Origin of the sequence: Sphingorhabdus sp. (assembly GCF_046292425.1) — a bacterium.
In the GTDB taxonomy this organism is placed as follows: domain Bacteria; phylum Pseudomonadota; class Alphaproteobacteria; order Sphingomonadales; family Sphingomonadaceae; genus Sphingorhabdus_B.
Genome location: NZ_JBKBQV010000003.1, coordinates 1 through 17,650 on the forward strand (window position 1 = coordinate 1; position 17,650 = coordinate 17,650).

Consider the following 17,650-nt stretch of genomic DNA (forward strand, 5'->3'; position numbering starts at 1 on the left):
GCGTCGAACATCAAAGCGCCATCGATCCAGACCTTGTCAGGCCGCGCATATACGCTCAACGGGTTTCCATTCCACAACACGACATCTGCCATCTTGCCAGCCTTAAGGCTTCCCGTTTTGTCATCAATGCCAAGCGCTTTGGCAGGGTTATAGGTCAGCCATTTGATGACCTCAGCATCGCTTATGTTGATACCCATGCGGCGGCCGTCGGCTTGCGCCTTTGCCGCTTCCTGATTCAAACGCTGAATCTGGTTTTCATCGTCAGAGTGGATGATGACGCAGGCGCCAGTATTGTGCAGGATAGCCGCATTTTCCGGTATAGCGTCATAGGCTTCCATTTTGAAACCCCACCAATCGGCCCACACGGCCGAACACACACCGTTATCGCGCAACAAATCGGCGATCTTGTAGCTTTCGACTGCGTGGTGGAATGTTGACACTTTATACCCGAATTCCTTGGCCATATCCAGGACGAGCGCCATTTCGTCGGCACGGTAGCAGTGGTTCTGAATTGAAATGTCACCATCAAGGACACCCGCCAAAGTTTCCATGCCCAAGTCACGGACAAATTCCTTGCCGCTATCGCGCTTCTTTTTATATTCTTGCGCCTTGATCCATGTCTGACGGTTGACTGCGATATTGCCCATGCGCGTTGATGGCATCCGGCCTTTGGCGCCATATACGCGCTTTGGATTCTCGCCGCAGGCCATTTTCATACCATAAGGCGCACCAGGGAATTTCATGCCCTGAATTGTGCGCGCGTAGACGTTCTTCAGGACGACCGATCGCCCCCCCATAAGGTTTGCCGATCCAGGCAAAACCTGCAGCGCAGTAACTCCGCCATTGGCAAGTGCACGGCTAAACCCGGGGTCCTGTGGCCACACGCTGTGTTCCGCCCATACTTCGGGGGTTGTCGGCGAAGTCGCTTCGTTGCCGTCGCTATGTGCTTCAACGGATGGCGTAGGATAATCACCCAAATGGGAATGGATATCGATAATGCCGGGCGTCACAAACTTGCCAGTACCGTCGATCACATTAACACCAGCCGGAATGGCCGTATCAGCCTCTCCTACGCTACTAATCTTACCGTTAGACATGAACACGACACCATTGACGATTTTGCCGCCCTCACCGTCGTAAACGGTAACGTTACGGATTGCCGTAGATACGCCGGGATATGCCTTGTACGTCGATGGAAAAGGCGCTGGCGCCTTTTCCGTTGTCCTCACCGCCGGTGCGGACGAAGCCGTTTTAGGGCGATCGGCGTTGGAACACGCCATTAGGGCCAGTGGCAGCACAAGAGATGCGCTGCGCAAACCATTCGAAATAGGCATTGTTTACCTCCGGTTAGTAGGGTGAACGCCAGCGGCAGCAGGTTCGCCTGCTTCTGCTTGGCCTTCCAGAGGACCGTCGTCACGCAAGGTGTCGAGGTGCATCAGTTTCTTGATAAGAGGTGAGATAACGACAACCGCAATGCCGACGCCAATTGCGATCCAGCCAATCTGGCTATAGACCGCCATGACGACTTCACGACCTGCACCTTCGCCTGACGCTGCCTCTGAACCAGTTGCTGCGGCAATCAAGCCCGCGACAAAATTACCCGTCGCAGAAGCAAAGAACCACGTTCCCATGATCAGCGAAGCCAAATGTGCCGGAGCCAGACGGTTCATCGCGCTGAGGCCCACCGGCGACAGGCACAACTCACCGGTGGTGTGGAACAGGTAGATCAGGAAGATGAATATCACGGGCACCATGCTGCCCGCACCAGCCGCAGCAGACCCCGCCACCAGGACCAGAAAGCCGATGCCGAGCTGGACGATACCAAGTCCGAATTTTGCAGGCGCAGAAGGCTCAAGGCCCTTGCGACCAAGTGTGGTCCAAAGCCAGGCAAACAATGGCGCAAGCAACACGATATATATTGCGTTCAACGACTGGAATACAGATGCAGGGACGCCCGCACGGTCGACGTGACGATCGGTGAACAGATTTAACGACGATCCTGCTTGTTCAAACAAGGCCCAGAACAGGATCGAACCAATAATCAGGAACATTGCTGCAAAAATGCGGTCACGGTCATGCGGCTCAAGCTTGCGTACTGCGGTCCACAATACATATGCCACTAATATCGCACCTGCGACGCCAAGCAAGCTGCCGACGACAGCTTGGTTTTGAACCAACCACCAGCAAATGGCGACAGCCACAAGACCCACAAGATAGATCAACCATTCAAGCTTTATGCCCATTACTGGCTTGGTTAGTGCTTCCGGGTTCAACGGCTCACCCCGGCCAAGCAGCAACGGCTTGAACACGATGAATACAATGAGACCGAACAGCATACCGACACCCGCGGCGCCAAAACCATAGGACCAGCCATAGGTTTCGCCGAGATAGCCACACAAAAGTGCTCCTAACGCCGCGCCGAGGTTAATGCCCATATAAAAAATGGTATAGGCGCCATCGCGGCGGACGTCGGTACGTGGATAGAGTTGCCCGACAATCACCGATATATTCGCCTTCAGAAAACCCGATCCGACGATGATGAATGCAAGCGCAAGCCAGAAGATGTTAAGAGAAGCAACATCCTGGCCGCCGGAACCTTCAAAACCCATTAAAAAGTGGCCGAAGGTCAAAAGCACCGCACCATAAGTGACCGCTTTTCGCTGCCCGAGATACCTATCGGCAAGATAGCCGCCCAGAACAGGGGTGATATACACAAGAGCAGTGTAAGCGCCGTAAATGACGCCTGACTTCTCATCTGAAAACAACCAGTGCTTCGTCAGATAGAAAATGAGCAGAGCGCGCATTCCGTAATAGGAAAACCGCTCCCACATTTCGGCAAAGAATAATACAAATAGCCCTTTGGGATGGCCAAGGAATGTCCCTGCTGCATCTCCATCTTGCGCATATGATGTCGCCATCGAGCGAACCCCTCATCTCTGTTATGTTTGATATCCCGTTGAATGGGACGATTGGCGCGGAACCTACCGAAAAAATTGCGCGTGTGAAGAATTATATTGCGGGACAAGGCAAATTTCGTCGAAGGGAGTGGAATGTTCAACGATCTTTCTTCAGTCACTACCTTTTTGCAGACCCGTCGCTCGGGCAAGCCGCGCGACATGGTTGCGCCAGGGCCAGATGCACTAGTCCTTGACGAGATTTTGCATATCGCAATGCGAACGCCCGATCACGGAAAGCTGTTTCCTTGGCGCTTAGTCAAAATTGTTGATCGCGCCGCGTTCGCTAATCTTTTGCGCACAGCATTCTGCACTGCGAACCCCGATGCCAGACCAGCGCAGATAGAGGCTGCAATCGCACCAGCGTTAATGGCCCCAACACTCGTCATCCTCCTGTTTGCACCGCAACCAAGTGCCAAAATTCCGCTTTGGGAACAAGAAATGAGCGTCGGCGCGGTCGGCATGAATTTGCTCCATGCCGCCCATGCACATGGCTTTGTGGCCAGCTGGATTACAGGATGGGCAAGCTATGACCCTATGGTTCGCGGGACCCTTTGCCAAGGCGGGGAAAAAATTGCCGGGCTATTCTTTATTGGCACTCCTGCGCAGCCGCTCGAGGAACGGCCAAGGCCACTCGCCAGTGACATTATCCGCCACTGGCCGTGAATGCGTTTCATTCGCCACTATTGACGCGCCATACTGTATTATGGCAGTAAGCTTGTGATGAAAAATGATGCAAAGCCTGTTTACCTGAAATTGCGTGACGTGATCGCTGCAGCCATACTTGATGGCAATTACAAAGAAGGCGAAATGCTCCCGTCTGTGCGTGCTTTTGCTGCGGATCAGGGTGCCAACCCACTTACGGTGGCGAAGGCATATCAGTTGTTTCAGGACAGTGGACTGGTCGACGTCAAGCGCGGGGTAGGCCTGTTCGTAGCAAACGGCGCCATTGCAAAATTGCGTAGCTTTGAGCGGGACAACTTCGTCCAGAATGTCTGGCCTGACGTAAAGGCACAGATGCAGCGTGCAGGTATCGATCCGGCGGAATTGCTGGCCCTGAACTAGGCGCAGCAACTCCTTTTCCCGTCAAGATTGTAAATCATATTGCTTTAGCAAGTCGTATAGGGTCGGCCGGCTAATCCCCAACAATTTGGCTGCGCTTGAAATATTCCCCTCAGTCCGCGAAATGGCCCGCTTGATCGCTTTGCGGTCAGATGCATCTCGCGCGGCTTTCAGGTTCAGCAGCAAATCACCGTCTTCATCATCCCCGAAGTCGAGATCATCGGCGGTTACAAATTTGCCTTCAGCCATGATGACAGCGCGCTTGATCCTGTTCTCAAGCTCGCGCACATTGCCCGGCCATTTCCAGGCGTCTATTGCCGTTAGTGCGCTGGTCGACATCCCCTTGATCGAAGGATTCATTTCTCGGGCGAAGCGGCTCACAAAATGCTTGGCGAGCAGAATGGCGTCGCCCGTCCGTGCTGCCAATGGCGGGATGTTCACGGTAACTTCCGCCAGGCGATAATAAAGATCATCCCTGAAGGTCTGGTCGGCAATCATCTTGTTGAGATTACGGTGGGTCGCACAGACCACACGCACATCAACATTGATGGATTTGCGGCCACCAATTCGTTCTATGGTTCGCTCCTGCAGGAAGCGCAGAAGTTTTACCTGAAGTTGAAGCGGAATATCTCCCACTTCATCAAGGAAAAGCGTTCCGCCGTTGGCAATCTCAATTTTGCCTTCAGTCGTCTTTACCGCGCCAGTGAACGCGCCGCGTTCGTGACCGAAAAGTTCTGATTCAAGCAGGTTCTCCGGAATTGCACCACAATTGATGGCCACAAACGGCTTGTCCCGCCTAACACTGGCATTGTGCAGGCCGCGTGCCAGTAATTCCTTGCCGGTTCCGCTTGCCCCAAGCAGCATGACCGATACGTCTGCGGGAGCAATGCGTTCAATGGTTCGCGCCACTTTCAGCATCTCGGGCGCAGCGGTCAATATGGTTCCCAGCAAAAGCTCGCCATCACTGTCGGGCTGTTGAAGCAGTGCATTTTGTTGCTCGAGCGCATGGACGTGGAATGCACGTCGGACGATGAGGTGCAATTCATCAATGTCGACCGGTTTATGGTAGAAATCCCACGCGCCAGCCGATATCGCGCGCAACGCGCTTTCGCGCGCACCATGACCTGATGCGACAATAATCTTGGTGTCGGGTTTCAGCTTAAGCATCTCTTCGAGCACCGCAAAACCTTCGTTGACGCCGTCCGGATCTGGCGGCAATCCTAAGTCAAGCGTCACAACGTCGGGTTCTTCTGACCGCAACAGGGTCAGGGCCTCATCGCGATTTGAGGCACAAAATACCTCAAAGTCCTCGTATGACCATTTCAATTGTTTTTGGAGGCCTAGATCGTCTTCAACGATAAGAAGCTTTTGTCTCACGTCAGCCATATCATGCGGCCTCCTGATCATGGTTGGTAGTGCTATTCTGCGTCGCTGCAGGTAGCAGCAGTGTGAAATTTGTTCCCTTGCCAATCCGGCTTTCGACACGAAGGCTTCCGCCCATGGAAACGGCCAATGCGCGGGCTTCATATGCGCCAATGCCAAAACCGTCGGGCTTGGTGGAAACAAAGGGTTTGAACAACTGATTAGCGATGAAGCTCTCAGTCATGCCCGTTCCCGTGTCGATGATAGAGATCGCGACATTTGCGCCCTGCGGACGGCTTGTGATTTTAACCGGCGCGCCTTCTGCCGAAGCCTCAATCGCATTCTGGACAATATGACCAATAATAGTGTCAACGCGAGCAGCATCGGCGATCGCCAGCATCCCGGGGGTTAGCTGGGTCTCTATGGGATATACCAGTCGGCTGTTATAGACCGACTTCATTACAACATCGCTGATATCGATTGGTAGCGGCACGTTATGTTTTGCGGTATTATGCTGTGACAGCCGGGCCAGCAGTTCGTTCATTTTGTCTACCGATGATCGCAATGTATCGACCATGTCGACTTGGAATTCGGGCTTGTTGGCATGCTTCTCAGCGTTACGTGCCAAAATGCTCAACTGGCTCACCAGATTTTTGATGTCGTGCATCACAAAGGCGAACCGGCGATTAAACTGTTCGAACTGCCGGTTGTCAGCAAGTGCCTGTTGACTGGAGGCTTCCGCCAGATAGCTTGCCACCTGCCGACCGACGATACGCAACATATCAAGGTCTTCCCAATCCAGCGCGCGCGGCAGGCGTGGTCGGGAAAGCACGGCCAGTCCCGCCAGCTTGCCAAAATGCACCAGCGGCACCACTGCCCATGCTTGATCGTCCTCATAAAGCCATTGCGGCACTGCTCTTGGATCGCAGCGATCATCTTTGCCTGCCCGGATCTCATTCATCGCCAATATATGGCCCGTCGATTCAAAAAACGGCATTGTGTGCGACGTGACGCAGTTGGCCGGGATTTGCGCAGTTGACCAGTTCCAGCGCGCCTGAAGCGTGAGGCGCCCTTCGTCATCGGGGACAAAGATCAAGCCGCCCGGGCTTTCAAAAATGTCGGCGAGCGACTTTATCACCCTTTCGTAAAATGGGGCGGCATCTGGCGACGGAAAGCCAATCGTGTCTGCAAAACGCATCCATTCGGAACGATAATCATACCGGTGCTGGAAAAAATTCTTCACGAGCATTACGTTTAGCCAGGCCTTGAAGGGCCCGGACGGCAGAATGAGCAGCGCTGCCACTGACATGCCGATTATGAGCGTGACTTGAGCAAGGCGGACATATGTCCCGCCAATCATCTCGATTGCCGTGGCCAATAACACCATCGCGATCAAATAGGCGCCGATCACCAACAGCGAGACCGACTGGAATGCCACAGTTCTCGAAAGCTGGAGCCGCCATTGGCTATTGCGTTTACTGGCGATGACAAAGACCGGAGCCAGCAAAGCCATCGCAATGCCCCGCGTATTAATAAGCTCCGCCGAAATTTCCGAAGTGAGATAGCTTATCGTGTATAGATTGAGGTCGAATGTCCACATGGCCGCCAGCGCTGCCATCGGCAGGCTGATACCCCAGCGGGTCTCAGGGGCAGACACCGAATACAAGTTATGCACCAACACCAAAGCACCTGCACCGAAAATCATCCGCAACAGGATCGATGTTTCCAACGCATAAGCCGCCCCGGGGGTTTCGGTAGCGATGGATCGTGTCAGCAAATCGAATACGGGCTGCGATAACAATACAAATGTCAGCGCGGCGTAGATCATATTGATGCTGCGTTGCTGTTGTCCCTTGCTATTGCGCAGCAACGAAAACATGAAACCCAGCCATGCAAGATTGCGGACAGTTTCCGACAGTTGCGCGGCGAGGCTGAATGGCGCCACAAAGGTTGCTGCAAATCCCCACACGGCAGTCATTGCCATAGCGCCGATTAAGAGAACCTGCGGCCAATTTTTGCCCCGATATTGATGCACAAGCCACACGGCGAGCGCAATATAAGCAGCGGCCGCAGCAAAATGTCCCCAGAATGCGAAAGATGAAAGAATGTCGTACATCTACCGCGCGCCTTCGGGCCAGAGTACGACCCTGAGTGTCTGCAGAAGAATAAGCATATCCAGGAACGGAGTATAGTTTTTGGCGTAATATAGATCATATTCCAGTTTATGACGGGAATCCTCAATGGACGCCCCATAAGGGTAATTGATCTGCGCCCACCCGGTAATGCCGGGCTTCACCATATGGCGCTCTGCATAATAAGAAAGCTGCTTTTCCAAATCCGCAACAAATTCCGGGCGTTCCGGACGCGGCCCCACAAAACTCATCTCGCCCTTAAGGACGTTCCACGTCTGCGGCAGTTCATCAATTCGCACTTTACGAATGAACTTGCCGACCCCTGTCACGCGCCTATCGCCCTGTTGCGCCCAAACCGCCTCGCCCGGCTGCTCGGCATCCGAATGCATCGAACGCAGTTTCAATACATTATATGGCTGTCCGAACAGGCCCACCCGAACCTGTCGGTAGAAAGCGGGACCGTCGCTCTCCAGTTTGACCAGCAATGCGAATAGAATAATGATTGGTGCGGTAATTAACAGGAGAAGCGAGCTCGCGGTAATATCAAAAAGCCGTTTGGCGATGCCCGACAAGCGACGACCCGACGAAAAGCCATCGGAAAAAATCAGCCAGCTCGGGTTCACGCTCTCCAAGTCAATACGGCCAGTTTCGCGTTCAAGAAAAGTCGATATGTCATTGACGTGTACCCCGGTGGTTTTGATCCGGAGCAAATCATCCACCGGTAGGGCATTGCGGCGCTCTTCCAGCGCAAGCACCACTTCGCTGGTTCCAAGCTTTACCGCCAGATCAGCGAGATTGAAAATAGCACTGCGGTTGATGGCCTCCGGAATAACCCTTTTGTCTTCATCCATGGCGATAAAGCCCACGATTACAAAACCCGCTCCGGGCTTTGCCTCAAGGTCTTTAATCCGCTGCGCCCGCGCGCCCGCGCCGAGCACCAGCAACCGCCGTTTGAAACTTTGGCTGCCCACCATGCTTCCCAGAATGGCGCGACTTGTTGCCAGAAAGATAAAGGCAAGCATCATCGCGTACACCGAATTGGTGCGCCACAATGTTGAACCCGGTAACAGAAAAGCCATGAGCGATTGAAAAATGATCCCAAGCGATACGGCGACGAGCAGGCGCGCGATGGCGAAGCGAGAAGACTGAAGTGCGTCGGAACCATACACACCGACAGAAATCGCGGCGCAATGAACCGAGGCGGCAAACGTCAAGAGCGGCCCAATTCGGTTTCCGATATGGTCAACATGCATGCCAATATGGTGCGCGCGAACAAGCCAGGCAGTCTCGGCTGCGGCAATCAAAAGGCAAAAATCGATGACCGCAAGAACAAGCACCGGATAGGGTATATAATGCTTAAATAGCCTTATCATCGCGCAGCTTCCATCTCGGCCGCATTAAACATTAACTGTAAAGTGTCGGTTAATTTTACACCAAATGACCAAGTTACGGTGAAAAAAAGATTTTTTTGGCGTTTGACCATGGGTCTAACATAGGCAATATCAGCCCATTATTTAGCCTTGCTGCAGCTGGAAAAATTGTGACAATCACTCCTGTAATTCTGTCGGGCGGCGGCGGTACGCGCCTGTGGCCCTTGTCGACGCCGCAAACACCAAAACAGTTTCTTGCGCTGACGAGCGAACGGACAATGTTCCAGTTAACGGTCTTACGTGTAATGGACAGGCAACGCTTTGCCGCACCCATCATTGTCGCCAATGCGGCGCATGCCGCTATCGTAAGCGATCAACTGGCCGAAATCGGAGTGAGCGACGCAATCATTTTGCTGGAACCTTGTGCTCGTAACACAGCCCCGGCAATTGCCCTGGCGGCGCTTGCGGTCGAGGCACGCGACCGCGTTTTGCTGGTCATGCCAAGTGATCATGTCATTAATAATGAGCCGGCCTTTCATCATGCCACCGACGTGCTTTTGCCTGCTGTCCATGATGGCTGGCTTGCAACTTATGGAATTAACCCAAGCGGCCCGGAAACAGGATATGGATATATCCAGATGGGGCCAGAAACAGCCGAAGGCTTGCATACAGTCCAGCGTTTTGTGGAAAAGCCGGACGCAGGCCGTGCTGCTGCCATGATAGCGGCAGGTGACCATGTTTGGAACGGCGGCATATTCCTTTTTCGTGCTGACTCTTATCTAAACGCCATGGCGCAATATGCGCCTGCCATGGAATTAGCCGTACGCGATGCGATGGCTAAAGCCGTTCAAAGTGGCAACCAATTACGGCCGGACCACAGCAGTTTTGCCAGATCCCCTGCCGACAGTATCGATTACGCAATTATGGAAAAGGCGTCCAACGTTGCAGTCGCTCGCGTAAGCATGGGCTGGTCAGACGTCGGCAGTTGGGATGCTTTGCACGAGATAGGCCAAAAAGACGCGGAAGGAAATGTTGCATTCGGCAATGTGCGAATTGAAAGCAGTCACGGCAACCTCATTCATGCCGATGGCGTTCGCGTTTCTGTCTACGGTGTTGACGATTTGCTTATTATTGCAAACGGGCGTGAAGTGATGATCCTGCCCCGCGGAACAAGCCAGAAAGTACGTGATTTCGCAGCCGACTAGTCACTACGGTCAAAGGTAAAAGGTGACATGCCTCTCTCCCGCTCGTTAAAGACCAGGACACGGCCTGCTGGTGGGGCACTTCGCTGAGGGCATTCAGGTCGCGTGCAGGCTGAACAGCCAAGCCCGATGGCCGTTGCCATGCCGCCCAAGTCAAGACCGCGCGCTGCTGCCAACGGTGCGGCCAGTTTTGCATCAATGCCCAGACAAATGGCGAACTCGGCCTCGACACTGCCACTCACTGCGGTTTGCGGATGAACAGTGCGCGAGATTGTAAACCAGCGGCTATTGTCTTCCAACTCGACCAAATGCGGCATCAGCGTACCTGGCCGCGCGAATACATTGTGCACCTGCCACAGCGGGCACCGACGATCCGTCGCCACCAATGGCGACGCGCTCGCTCCGGCATAGCGCTTGCTGCTTTGACCTGCCCGGTCGATACGGAGCATGAAGAATGGCAGGCCTCGGTGTCCCACCCTCTGCAACGTGGTCAGTCGATGTGCGATCTGTTCGAAACCTGCGCCAAAGCGGCGCTGAAGTACCACGATATCATAACCCGTTGCTTCACATGCTCTCAGAAAACGTGCGTACGGCATCATAACGGCGGCCGCGAAATAGCTATTTAGGTGGCGGCGATAGAGGCGCTCGGCAGCACGTTCGGTGAAGGATGCTCCAGCGACCAGTGCGTCAATCTCCGCCTTTGCTTCCAGCATCCCAAGCTGCAGCGCGGCAGCGAAAGTCCGGCTGGCAGGGTCAAGCAATTCAGATAATTGAAGCTGTCGGGCGTGAAGGTCGAGCCGCCGTAACCTGTCTGGCATGACGTCAAACGGTAAAATACGGATCGACAATTGATGCTTCACGCGCAGTCGTTCGGTAATCGCACCATATAGGTCCGCATTTGCAAGACGCAATTCGTCGGCAAGGCCTTCAGCTTGGGAATCCAGATCGGCAAAATGGTTTCGCCAGCGTTCGATCTCGCGGCGCGCGGATGCGATCGATTCAGGCTCGCTAAGCGCTCCGCCTTGAGCCGTGCTGGCTCCACCATGCGAGCCACCGGACAATCGGTCAAAAGCACGCGCAAAAGCCTCGGCGGCATCGGGGCTTGCTGCAATCCATTCTTCGACCTGCGCCCTGTCGACTGCTAAATCCGCAAACATCGGGTCGCTCAGTCTCCGCCGGATCGCCTCTACGCCACCGCCGGGGGCAACTCCCGTTAAAGTGCGGGGGTCAAAGTCATAAGACTGTGCAAGTTTTAAAAGAAGCGTCGCAGTCACGGGCCGCTGGTTCCGCTCGATCAGATTCAGGTAAGACGGTGAAATTGCGAGCGCATCGGCCATCAACCCCTGCGTCAGGCCATTTGCCCGGCGGATTCTGCGCACGGCGTGCCCTGCAAATAACTTATCTTCGGCCATGCTGATCTTTTGTCAATTTATTTACAACATTACAAGATAAAGATGTTTTTTGCAGACTGGAAGACAAGAAAAATTACAAAATTGACTGGTGTTCAGCACGATTGCCCACGAATAAAGGGTTATATACCCCAACGAACGAAGGAATTGTAAATGTCGTACCAGACACTGATCGACACCAATAACGCGCAAATTGCCGCTCACAACGGAGCCTGGGATTCGATCAACGCGGAATCAGTGGCGCGGATGCAGTTGCAGAACCGCTTCCAGACAGGCCTCGACATTGCCCGCTACACTGCCAAGATCATGCGCGAAGACATGGCAGCTTATGATGCAGACCCGGCCCAATATACCCAGTCGCTAGGTTGCTGGCACGGTTTCATCGCGCAACAAAAGATGATCTCAATCAAAAAGCATTTTGGCACAACCAAGAAGCGCTATCTATATCTCTCCGGCTGGATGATTGCAGCGTTGCGTAGCGAATTTGGTCCTCTCCCCGACCAGTCAATGCATGAAAAGACAAGCGTTCCTGCCCTGATTGAAGAACTGTATACCTTCCTGCGTCAGGCGGACAGTCGTGAGCTGAACCTGTTGTTCCGCGAGTTGGACGATGCGCGCGCTCAAAATGACGCGACGCGGGAAGCTTCTGTCATGGACAAGATCGAAAACCACGAAACCCATGTCGTGCCAATTATCGCTGACATCGATGCGGGCTTTGGCAATGCCGAGGCGACGTATCTGCTCGCAAAGAAGATGATCGAAGCAGGTGCCTGTGCACTGCAGATTGAAAACCAGGTTTCTGACGAAAAGCAGTGCGGCCATCAGGATGGCAAAGTCACCGTACCGCATGAGGACTTTCTTCAGAAAATCCGCGCCTGCCGTTATGCGTTCCTTGAACTCGGCGTGCCCGACGGCATAATCGTCGCGCGTACCGACTCACTGGGCGCAGGCCTTACAAAACAAATCGCCGTATCTACGGCGCCGGGAGATCTCGGAGATTTGTACAACAGCTTTCTTGATTGTGAAGAAATCGACCCAGCCACCGCACGAAATGGCGATGTCATATTGAACCGCAATGGCAAGCTGCTTCGTCCAAAGCGTTTGCCGTCCAACCTTTTCCAGTTTCGCTCCGGCACTGGCGAGGACCGCTGCGTTCTTGATTGCATCACCTCGCTTCAAAATGGGGCCGACCTCATCTGGATTGAAACTGAAAAACCCCACATCGAACAGATCGCCGGAATGGTGGACCGTATTCGTGAAGTCGTACCGAACGCGAAGCTTGCCTATAACAACTCACCAAGCTTCAACTGGACGCTGAACTTCCGTCAGCAGGTCTTCGACGCATGGGCAGCCGAAGGGCAGGATGTATCCAGCTACGAGCGTTCAAATTTGATGAGCGCCTCGTACGACGAGACACCGCTCGGTGTGGAAGCCGATGTGCGAATTCAGAACTTCCAGCGCGATTCTGCAAAACGGGCGGGAATATTCCACCACCTGATCACGCTGCCGACATATCACACTGCAGCGCTCAGCACCGATAATCTGGCGAAGGATTATTTCGGCGAAATGGGTATGCTCGGTTATGTTGCGGGTGTTCAACGCAAGGAAATCCGTCAAGGCATCGCTTGCGTCAAGCATCAAAACATGTCCGGATCGGACATTGGCGATGATCACAAGGAATATTTCGCCGGTGAAGCAGCGTTGAAAGCTGGCGGCAAAGACAACACCATGAACCAATTCAGCCAAGCTGCATAAGGAGCATTGATATGGGCGAACCACCACGCGCACGCGCTGTTCTGTCGACGGAGGACCTGACGCTTCTCCGTCAGGCACTGGTCCATTATCTTGAGGTCATTCAGGATAAGCCTGAATCGGTTAAATTCGCCCGGCTTTATCATCGCTTGGGAAGCGCAGGCGGCAAATAATCTCGACCAGATTTCAAAGTTTTCCTGGGGAGGAAAAACACCTAACCGCCGGCAGTAAATGTCGGCGGTTTTTTTAATGTTCCACAGGCTTGCATCGATAATATTTTATTAACGCCACTATATTATCCCTTATGTCGAACTCAACCGGGCTGGGACGCGTGGATAATATTCTTAAAATGTTGTTGGGGGTACTTTCGGTCGCCGGGGTGATTGCTCTGGTTATTCCCGACACAAACCCCATTTCCGACACTTCTGTTCAAACGAGCACCGAAGCGGCCGCGCCTCCGCCATCCATCTCGACTTCTTTACCGGCGCAGCAGCCGCCTCAACAATTTAATTCAGGATCTGTCAGCGATTTTCAAATCGGGGCGCCTACTATCGACGGCCGCCCGCTGCAGCCAGATTTCGGCATGCCATTTGGAGCCTCACCCCAGATGACACCATCGCAAGGCGACAACGCACAGTCGTCCGAAGGGGGTTACACGCCGCCGCCTTATGTCATGCCGGGCTCAACATCCTTACCGGAAGGCGGCCAGCAGCCCGGACCAATGCCGACCCCAGTCGAATAGCCGAAGTTTCAGACCAATGTTATTGCGCGGTCCATCCGCCATCGACCGACAGGTTCGTACCGGTAATCGCGCTGGCCTCCTCACGGCACAAAAATACTGCTAGCGCTGCCAACTGTTCGACCTGCACAAATTTCTTCTGCGGTTGATTGGCCAGCAGAACATCATTGATAACCTGCTCTCGCGTTAAGCCACGTGCTTTCATCGTGTCTGGGATCTGGTTCTCAACCAACGACGTCCACACGTATCCGGGGCAGATATTGTTTACAGTAATCCCTTGCGTTGCCACTTCCAGAGCTACGGTTTTCGTGAAACCGGCAAGTCCGTGCTTGGCAGCGTTATAGGCAGATTTGAATGGTGAGGCGACGAGGCTGTGCATCGATCCGGTGTTGATAATCCGGCCCCATCCTTTCGTCTTCATCGCGGGCAAGGCAGCCTTTGTTGTATGGAACGCCGAGGACAGGATGATCGATAATATTGCGTCCCATTTGTCCTCGGGAAACTCGTCCACCGGGGAAACATGCTGGATACCGGCATTGTTGATCAATATATCAGGCGATCCAATCTGCTCGGCACATTCGGCAACCATTGCCCGGATAGCTTCCGGCTTAGTCATATCTGCCGCAGAATAAAGCGCTTTTCCACCACTTAAGGCTGATAATTCAGTGACATAGCTGTCAATGAGCTGCGCATCACCGAAGCCATTAATCATCACCTGTGCGCCTTGCGCCGCGAGTGCGCGTGCATAACCCAATCCGATGCCCGAGGTAGATCCAGTTATAAGTGCTGTTTTGCCTTTGAGGAACATGGGAGAGTACCTTTGCGTTTAGGGTGAACTTTACTTGCGCATTGCACCGCTAAACGCAATGTTGGCGCAGGACAATATGGGAGAATGATATGCGGCTCGACGACCTTGACCCGAGTAGTAACGTAAGTGACCAAGGGTCAGGCGGAATGGGCTTTGGCGGCGGCGGTGGGGGTCCTTTGGGTCTAATCTTCGGCTTGCTCCCAATGTTGCTTGGCCGCAAACTGGGTTGCGGAACGCTGTTAATTATAGCGGTCGTCGGGTATTTCGTGATGTCCAGCGGGATGCTGGGCACTGGCGGGACTGGCACCACTCCACATTTGAGCGGGCAGCAAAACGGCACAGCCGGCGCAAATGTTGCCTGCGACACCCAAGATGAATTGTTCGCTTGTCGCGTTCTGAAATCGACAGAGGACACTTGGTCACAGCTTGTCCAGAATTACCGGCCAGCGACCTTGAACTTCTATCAGGGCGGCGGCCAATCCGGATGCGGTGCAGCGCAATCAGCCATGGGCCCATTTTATTGTCCTTCTGATCAAGGGATTTATCTCGACACCAGCTTCTTCCAGCAAATGGAAAGGAAGATGGGCGCTGGCGGCGACTTTGCCTATGCTTATGTTATCGCGCATGAGGTTGGACACCACATACAGAATCTGGCGGGCATTGCCGGGCAGGTCCGCAAGCTTCAGGCACAATCAAGCGAGGCCGATGGCAACCGCCTTCAGGTGGGTATGGAATTGCAAGCTGATTGCTTTGCTGGCGTGTGGGCTGGCTTGAATGCGGACCGCATTGAGCCTGGCGATATCGAAGAAGGCATGCGCGCTGCCAATGCCATCGGTGATGACACCTTGATGAAGCAAGCTGGACGGGCACCTGTCGAAAGCATGTTCACGCACGGCACATCAGCGCAGCGGATGGAGGCGTTGCAACGTGGCATCAAGGCGAAGAATCCAAATGCATGCAATTATTTGCAAGGTCTGTCATAAGCGCTGAATGCGTTTGAATGATTGTCACAATGTAGCAGATTTCCGCCGTCTGGCGAAGTCGCGCCTGCCCTCGCCCATATTCAATTACATCGATGGCGCGGCCGACGATGAACGGACAAAATGTCGTAACAGCGAATCATTCGATGACTGCGATCTTGTGCCTAACGTACTGGCTGGCGTGTCGGAAATCGACATGGGCGTGACGGTAATGGGACGGCGCATCGACATGCCGCTCATGCTGTCCCCTACCGCATTGCAACGCCTGTTCCATTGGCAGGGCGAGCGGGCCGTTGCGTCGGTGGCACAGCAGTTCAACACCTGGTTTGGAATCTCGTCGCTCGCGACCGTCAGCATCGAAGAAGTTGGAGATACAATCAAGACACCCAAAATGTTTCAGCTTTATATCCACAAGGACAAAGGCCTGAACACATCAATGATCGAGCGGTGCAAGGCGTCAAAATTTGATGCGATTGCACTGACCGTCGACACTATTGTTTCGGGCAACCGTGAACGTTGTCTGCGCAGCGGATTCACCTCCCCGCCCCGTTTTACCCCCGCGTCGGTCTTAAGTTACGTGATCCACCCGATGTGGGCTATGAATTACATGTTCCGCGAAAAATTTTCGCTGCCCAATTTGCAGACGCATGTCGACGCCGGGACGAATGTCGCAGTGTCGGTGGCCGAATATTTCAACACCATGCTTGATACCTCGATGGACTGGAAAATGGCGGAAAAGGTGCGGTCGGATTGGGGCGGCGAATTCTGTCTGAAAGGCATCATGTCAGTGGACGATGCAAAGCGCGCAGTCGACATCGGGGCGACCGCAATCATGGTGTCCAACCACGGCGGACGGCAACTGGATGGATCGCGTTCGCCGTTCGATCAGATCGCCGAAATCGCCGATGCCGTTGGTGGTAAGATCGACATCATTTGCGATGGCGGAATTCAACGCGGAAGCCATGTTCTAAAGGCCCTTGCCGCTGGGGCCACGGCCTGTTCCGGGGGACGCCTATATCTATACGCGCTCGCCGCAGCGGGTCAGCCCGGCGTTGAGCGTATTATAGGAAAATTGCGCGATGAAATTGCACGAAACATGCGCCTGATGGGTGTGAAGTCCGCTGCGAAACTTGATCGCTCAATGCTGCGCTGGCGCTAGGCTGAGCTTATTAGAAACCAGATAGCGATTGCAGCCAACAGAACGGCAAACGCACGCTGGACGATGTGCCCCCTGCCCCCGACAGATATCCATCCGTGCGCTTGTGCTGCCAGCATGACGATGGCAACGTGTACGGCGGTTGCGATGCTGACATAGGTCGCTGACAACAAGGTCGTTTGCGGTCCAACGGGTACGGTTTGCACGATATATGCAGGCAGAACCACGATGAAGAACATTGCCGCCTTTGGGTTCAACAGATTCAACAAAAGGCCGTGACGAAACCACGCGCCCGGCGCGTTATCGCTGACGATAAGTGGGGATGGCTCGTTGCCCCAAGACCATGCCGACCAAGCCAGCCACAGAAGATAAGCAACGCCTGCGTAGCGCAAAAAATGAAAGACCGCAGGCGATCGCGTCGCCAGTTCTGCAAGACCTACAGCGGACGCTGCTGCAAGTATTGCTAGCCCAAGCGCAATGCCGCCCACTGCCGCAAAACCGGAACGCTTGCCTTGGCTCGCGCTCGTGAGGGCAAGCCAAGCCATATTAGGGCCTGGTGTCAACTCGATGAGCAACGTTGTTACAAGAAAGGGAATGTAGAGGTCGGTCAGCACTGGACCAGATATGGCACGCCCTATCACTTTAGTCGATTATGCTTGGCGTTGACCGACCACAGAATAATGCTGGCCCCCCGATCAGCACTTGCAATGTAGGATTTCGTTTG

General features: G+C 54.0%; 16 protein-coding genes. 8 read left to right on the forward strand and 8 right to left on the reverse strand.

From position 1 onward, the window contains the following. Positions 1 to 1,334 (reverse strand): amidohydrolase (locus ACK4S7_RS01155; RefSeq protein WP_409643646.1); only part of this gene is annotated, 1,334 nt, incomplete at its 3' end. A gap of 3 nt (positions 1,335 to 1,337) precedes the next feature. After that, the gene (locus ACK4S7_RS01160; RefSeq protein ID WP_409643648.1) at positions 1,338 to 2,918 is read right to left on the reverse strand and encodes a peptide MFS transporter; all 1,581 of its coding nucleotides are present in this window, start codon (positions 2,916 to 2,918) and stop codon (positions 1,338 to 1,340) included. Positions 2,919 to 3,050: 132 nt separating this feature from the next. Between ACK4S7_RS01160 and ACK4S7_RS01165 the strand changes: the two genes are divergently transcribed. Both ACK4S7_RS01165 and ACK4S7_RS01170 read left to right on the forward strand, forming a co-directional pair. Next, a complete protein-coding gene (locus ACK4S7_RS01165; protein WP_409643650.1) occupies positions 3,051 to 3,620 on the forward strand; it encodes a nitroreductase in 570 nt (189 codons plus the stop codon). A 57-nt stretch (positions 3,621 to 3,677) separates the two neighbouring features. Continuing rightward, positions 3,678 to 4,019: a GntR family transcriptional regulator gene (locus ACK4S7_RS01170; protein WP_409643652.1), complete on the forward strand. Its 342-nt coding sequence runs from the start codon at positions 3,678 to 3,680 to the stop codon at positions 4,017 to 4,019. Between the two features lie 21 nt (positions 4,020 to 4,040). Here ACK4S7_RS01170 and prsR read toward each other — a convergent pair whose 3' ends face one another. From prsR to ACK4S7_RS01185, 3 genes are read right to left on the reverse strand one after another with little or no spacing between them, the layout of a single operon-like run. After that, positions 4,041 to 5,402 carry a PEP-CTERM-box response regulator transcription factor gene (gene prsR / locus ACK4S7_RS01175; RefSeq protein WP_409643654.1) on the reverse strand — a complete coding sequence of 454 codons (1,362 nt, stop codon included), beginning with the start codon at positions 5,400 to 5,402 and terminating at the stop codon, positions 4,041 to 4,043. 1 nt (position 5,403) lies between these two features. Further along, entirely contained in the window at positions 5,404 to 7,494 is a 2,091-nt protein-coding gene (prsK, locus tag ACK4S7_RS01180; RefSeq protein ID WP_409643656.1) for an XrtA/PEP-CTERM system histidine kinase PrsK, read from the reverse strand. Next, positions 7,495 to 8,883: a TIGR03013 family XrtA/PEP-CTERM system glycosyltransferase gene (locus ACK4S7_RS01185; RefSeq protein ID WP_409643658.1), complete on the reverse strand. Its 1,389-nt coding sequence runs from the start codon at positions 8,881 to 8,883 to the stop codon at positions 7,495 to 7,497. A gap of 167 nt (positions 8,884 to 9,050) precedes the next feature. Between ACK4S7_RS01185 and ACK4S7_RS01190 the strand changes: the two genes are divergently transcribed. Further along, complete coding sequence (locus ACK4S7_RS01190) at positions 9,051 to 10,085, forward strand: mannose-1-phosphate guanylyltransferase (protein WP_409643661.1); 1,035 nt, start codon at positions 9,051 to 9,053, stop codon at positions 10,083 to 10,085. On the opposite strand, the gene ACK4S7_RS01195 is transcribed toward ACK4S7_RS01190, so the two are convergent. After that, positions 10,082 to 11,494 (reverse strand): short-chain fatty acyl-CoA regulator family protein, encoded by a 1,413-nt coding sequence (locus tag ACK4S7_RS01195; RefSeq protein ID WP_409643663.1) that lies wholly within the window; start codon positions 11,492 to 11,494, stop codon positions 10,082 to 10,084. The two genes, ACK4S7_RS01190 and ACK4S7_RS01195, sit on opposite strands and share 4 nt — an antisense overlap. A gap of 150 nt (positions 11,495 to 11,644) precedes the next feature. On the opposite strand from ACK4S7_RS01195, the gene ACK4S7_RS01200 reads away from it, so the two are divergent. The 3 genes from ACK4S7_RS01200 (at position 11,645) to ACK4S7_RS01210 (ending at position 13,985) form a co-directional block, all read left to right on the forward strand. After that, entirely contained in the window at positions 11,645 to 13,246 is a 1,602-nt protein-coding gene (locus tag ACK4S7_RS01200; protein WP_409643665.1) for an isocitrate lyase, read from the forward strand. Between the two features lie 11 nt (positions 13,247 to 13,257). Next, a complete protein-coding gene (locus ACK4S7_RS01205; RefSeq protein WP_295444897.1) occupies positions 13,258 to 13,416 on the forward strand; it encodes a hypothetical protein in 159 nt (52 codons plus the stop codon). Between the two features lie 158 nt (positions 13,417 to 13,574). Continuing rightward, a complete protein-coding gene (locus tag ACK4S7_RS01210; protein WP_409643667.1) occupies positions 13,575 to 13,985 on the forward strand; it encodes a hypothetical protein in 411 nt (136 codons plus the stop codon). 19 nt (positions 13,986 to 14,004) lie between these two features. On the opposite strand, the gene ACK4S7_RS01215 is transcribed toward ACK4S7_RS01210, so the two are convergent. Continuing rightward, the gene (locus tag ACK4S7_RS01215; RefSeq protein WP_409643669.1) at positions 14,005 to 14,790 is read right to left on the reverse strand and encodes a 3-hydroxybutyrate dehydrogenase; all 786 of its coding nucleotides are present in this window, start codon (positions 14,788 to 14,790) and stop codon (positions 14,005 to 14,007) included. 89 nt (positions 14,791 to 14,879) lie between these two features. Between ACK4S7_RS01215 and ACK4S7_RS01220 the strand changes: the two genes are divergently transcribed. Together ACK4S7_RS01220 and ACK4S7_RS01225 are read left to right on the forward strand one after the other, a co-directional pair. Then, positions 14,880 to 15,773 (forward strand): neutral zinc metallopeptidase, encoded by an 894-nt coding sequence (locus ACK4S7_RS01220; protein ID WP_409643671.1) that lies wholly within the window; start codon positions 14,880 to 14,882, stop codon positions 15,771 to 15,773. Between the two features lie 7 nt (positions 15,774 to 15,780). Then, positions 15,781 to 16,929 carry an alpha-hydroxy acid oxidase gene (locus ACK4S7_RS01225; protein ID WP_409643673.1) on the forward strand — a complete coding sequence of 383 codons (1,149 nt, stop codon included), beginning with the start codon at positions 15,781 to 15,783 and terminating at the stop codon, positions 16,927 to 16,929. Here the strand turns inward: ACK4S7_RS01225 and ACK4S7_RS01230 are convergent. Next, a complete protein-coding gene (locus ACK4S7_RS01230) occupies positions 16,926 to 17,567 on the reverse strand; it encodes a LysE family translocator (RefSeq protein WP_409643675.1) in 642 nt (213 codons plus the stop codon). The genes ACK4S7_RS01225 and ACK4S7_RS01230 overlap by 4 nt on opposite strands. Positions 17,568 to 17,650: the final 83 nt, after the last annotated feature.

Excerpts from the sequence above, each read along its gene's own strand:
- ACK4S7_RS01165 (WP_409643650.1), top strand. The coding sequence starts at position 3,051 with ATGTTCAACGATCTTTCTTCAGTCACTACCTTTTTGCAGACCCGTCGC.
- ACK4S7_RS01185 (WP_409643658.1), bottom strand. The coding sequence starts at position 8,883 with ATGATAAGGCTATTTAAGCATTATATACCCTATCCGGTGCTTGTTCTT.
- ACK4S7_RS01200 (WP_409643665.1), top strand. The coding sequence starts at position 11,645 with ATGTCGTACCAGACACTGATCGACACCAATAACGCGCAAATTGCCGCT.
- ACK4S7_RS01205 (WP_295444897.1), top strand. The coding sequence starts at position 13,258 with ATGGGCGAACCACCACGCGCACGCGCTGTTCTGTCGACGGAGGACCTG.
- ACK4S7_RS01160 (WP_409643648.1), bottom strand. The coding sequence starts at position 2,918 with ATGGCGACATCATATGCGCAAGATGGAGATGCAGCAGGGACATTCCTT.
- ACK4S7_RS01195 (WP_409643663.1), bottom strand. The coding sequence starts at position 11,494 with ATGGCCGAAGATAAGTTATTTGCAGGGCACGCCGTGCGCAGAATCCGC.
- ACK4S7_RS01220 (WP_409643671.1), top strand. The coding sequence starts at position 14,880 with ATGCGGCTCGACGACCTTGACCCGAGTAGTAACGTAAGTGACCAAGGG.
- prsR (WP_409643654.1), bottom strand. The coding sequence starts at position 5,402 with ATGGCTGACGTGAGACAAAAGCTTCTTATCGTTGAAGACGATCTAGGC.
- ACK4S7_RS01225 (WP_409643673.1), top strand. The coding sequence starts at position 15,781 with ATGCGTTTGAATGATTGTCACAATGTAGCAGATTTCCGCCGTCTGGCG.
- prsK (WP_409643656.1), bottom strand. The coding sequence starts at position 7,494 with ATGTACGACATTCTTTCATCTTTCGCATTCTGGGGACATTTTGCTGCG.
- ACK4S7_RS01215 (WP_409643669.1), bottom strand. The coding sequence starts at position 14,790 with ATGTTCCTCAAAGGCAAAACAGCACTTATAACTGGATCTACCTCGGGC.
- ACK4S7_RS01170 (WP_409643652.1), top strand. The coding sequence starts at position 3,678 with ATGAAAAATGATGCAAAGCCTGTTTACCTGAAATTGCGTGACGTGATC.